Genomic DNA, 3046 nt, shown 5'->3' on the forward strand with positions numbered 1-3046 from the left:
CTGGCCACCACCCGGGGCGAGCGCGGCGTGGAGGCGGGGGTACGGGCGGTCACCGCCGGGGCCCGCACGCTCGGGAGGCTCGCCCGCCGACCGCAGACCGGACAACTGCACCAGTACTACGCCCAGGCCGTCGTGCTGCTGGCCGCGCTCGCGCTGCTGCTGGCCGTGCTGTCGGCGGTGCCGGAATGAGGAGGTGAGCGTGCTCAGCGTCGTGGTGTTCCTGCCGGCGGCGGTGGCGGCGGTGTTGCTCGCACTGCCGCGGGTCGGGCCCGCGGTGACCCGGTGGGTCTGGGTCGCCGCCACCGCGGCGGAAGTCGCCCTGGTCGGGTGGCTGTGGGCGGACTTCGCGCCCGGGGCGAACGGGTTCGCCCACGAGGTCGAGCACCGCTGGATCCCGAGCGTCGACTCCGGATACCACCTCGGGGTGGACGGCGTGAGCCTGCCGCTGGTGGCGATGTCCACCGTGCTGTTTCTGGCGTGTGCGGTCCACTCCCTGCGGCACACCGACCGGGTACGGACCTTCGCCGTGCTGTTCCTGCTGCTGGAGACGGTCTCGGTGGGACTGTTCGTCTCACTGGATCTGATCCTGTTCTTCGTCTTCTTCGACCTGTCGATCGTGCTGATGTACTTCGTGATCGCCGGGTGGGGGCACCGGGGCGCGGCGCGGGCGGCGCAGCTGTTCTTCCTCTACACCTTCCTCGGGTCGCTGGCGCTGCTGTTGGGCTTTCTCGGTCTCTACGTCGCCGCCGAGCCGCACACCTTCGACATCGTGCGACTGACCGAACAGAACCCGCTCGCCGGCCGGTCCACGTTCGGCGCGCTGGTGCTGCTCGCGCTCCTGCTCGGACTGGCGGTCAAGACGCCGGTCGTGCCGGTGCACACCTGGCTGCCCCCCGCGCACACCGAGGCCCCGTCGGTAGGGTCGGCGATCCTGGCGGGGGTGTTGCTGAAGATGGGCACCTACGGGTTCGTCCGGATCGCGATGCCCGTGCTGCCCGACGCCTGGCGGGACTTCGCGCCCGCGATCGTGGTGCTCGGCGTGCTGAGCGTGCTCTACGGCGCCCTGGTCGCGCTCGGCCAGCGCGACTTCAAGCGGATGGTCGCCTACACCTCGGTGAATCACATGGGCTACATCCTGCTCGCCGTCGGGGCCGCCGGGCTGCTCGCGACCGGCCGGGAACAGGCGCACACCCTGGCCGTCACCGGGGCGGTCACCCAGATGGTGGCGCACGGGCTGATCACCGGGTCGCTGTTCCTGCTGTCCGGGGTGCTCTACGACCGGGGGCACAGTTTCCGGATGGACGCCTACGGCGGCCTGGCGGCCCACACACCGCGATTCGCCGGACTCACCGCGCTGGCGGTCTTCGCGTCGCTGGGGCTGCCCGGGTTCGCCGGGTTCATCGCCGAGTTCCAGATCTTCACCGGGGCACTGGTCGCCGTGCCGGTGGCCGTCGGCTTCGCGGTCCTGGGCATCCTGCTCACGGCCGCGCTGTTCGTGCGTGCCTACCAACGTCTCTTCCTCGGGCGGCCACGGCGGGACGACGGACCGACACCGCACGACCTCACGGCGGTCGAGGCGGGTTCGATCGTGCCGCTGATGGCGTTGGCGGTGCTGATCGGGGTGTTCCCGCGCCCGCTGCTGGACGTCATCGAACCCGCCGCCCGCGCCCTCGGCCCGCTGCTGGGCCGCTGAGGGGGTGCGGTGATGCTGGACGACCTCGCGCGCATCCTGCCGGAACTGCTGCTCACCGCGGCCGCCGTGGTGGGACTGCTGTCCGGCTCGTTCCTGCCCCGCCACCGGCAGTGGCTGGTACGGGCCTTCGCCGCGCTGGTGTGCCTGGCCGCACTCGGGGCGACCCTCGTCGGCTGGCCGCCGGCCGCCGGTGTCCCCGTGTTCGAGGGCACCTTCGCGGTGGACGTGGCCACCGGCACGGCCCGGGTGGTCGTGCTGGTCTCGGTGCTGCTCGTGCTGGGCCTGTCCGGGGCGTCGGTCCGGGGCACGGCCCGCGAGACCGAGTTCGTCGTGCTGGTGCTGCTGGCCGCGCTCGGCGCGGTGCTGCTGGCCGGTGCCGACGACCTGCTGCTGCTGGCCGCCGCGTATCTGCTGGCGAGCATCCCGCTCTACGCGCTGACCGGATTCGCCGACGACGCACCCGGCACCGAGGCGGCACTGAAGTACTACCTGATGGGTGCGCTCATCGGTGTCACCATGCTGGTGGGGGTGACCGTCCTGTTCGGACTCGGTGGCGCCACCGGGTATTCCGCCCTGGCGGGCACGCTGCCCGGGGCGTCGGTGGCGGTGACGGCGGTGGCGGCGCTGTTGCTGCTGGCGGGGCCGCTGTTCAAGGCCGGGGCGGTGCCGGTGCACTTCTGGGTGCCCGACGTCACCGAGGGCGCCCGTACCCCGGTGGCCGCGCTGGTGACGACCGTGCCGAAGATCGGCGCGGTGCTGGCGGTGCACCGCTTCGCCGCGACCGTGCTGGAGCCGACCCCGCTCGACTGGCGGGTTCTGGTGGCGGTCCTGGCGGGGCTGACCATGACCCTGGGCAACCTCGCGGCGTTCTTCCAGGACGACGTCCGGCGGCTGCTGGCGTACTCGACGATCAGCCAGGTCGGCTACCTCCTGATGGCCGTCGCCGCCGCGGGGCGGTCGGAGCTGGCACTGCCGGGTCTGCTGCTGTACCTGGCCGCCTACGCGGTCACCAACCTGGGCGCGTTCGCGGTCGTGGCGGCGATGCCCCGCCTGCGCACGCTCGCCGACTTCCGCGGCCTGTTCCGCCACCGCCCCGCCGTGGCGGTGGCGCTGACGGTGTGCCTGCTCGGTCTGGTCGGCACCCCGCCGACGGCGGTATTCGCGGGCAAACTGATCGTGTTCACGGCGGCGTTCGCGGCCGGGTTCGGCTGGCTGGCCGCGGTAGCGGTGGTGAACACCGTCGCCAGTCTCTTCTACTACCTGCGCTGGATCGCACCGACGCTGCGCCGCGACACCGCGGCCCGGCCGGACGACGGGTGGGCACCGGGCGCGGCGCGCACCGCCCACGCCGCC

The 3046-nt window shown here is 72.7% G+C and carries 3 protein-coding genes; all 3 read left to right on the forward strand.

Features of this window, described 5'->3' with window-relative positions; genetic code table 11:
• On the forward strand, positions 1-189 hold a 189-nt coding region (locus SACPADRAFT_RS0202855; RefSeq protein ID WP_028662168.1), incomplete at its 5' end, for a hypothetical protein.
• Between the two features lie 10 nt (positions 190-199).
• Positions 200-1693, forward strand: coding sequence for a complex I subunit 4 family protein (locus tag SACPADRAFT_RS0202860; protein WP_007027071.1), 1494 nt, complete (start codon positions 200-202; stop codon positions 1691-1693).
• Between the two features lie 12 nt (positions 1694-1705).
• A partial coding sequence (locus SACPADRAFT_RS25255) for an NADH-quinone oxidoreductase subunit N (protein WP_007027072.1) occupies positions 1706-3046 on the forward strand: 1341 nt, incomplete at its 3' end.

Source organism: Saccharomonospora iraqiensis subsp. paurometabolica YIM 90007 (assembly GCF_000231035.2).
GTDB classification, from domain to species: Bacteria; Actinomycetota; Actinomycetes; order Mycobacteriales; family Pseudonocardiaceae; genus Saccharomonospora; species Saccharomonospora paurometabolica.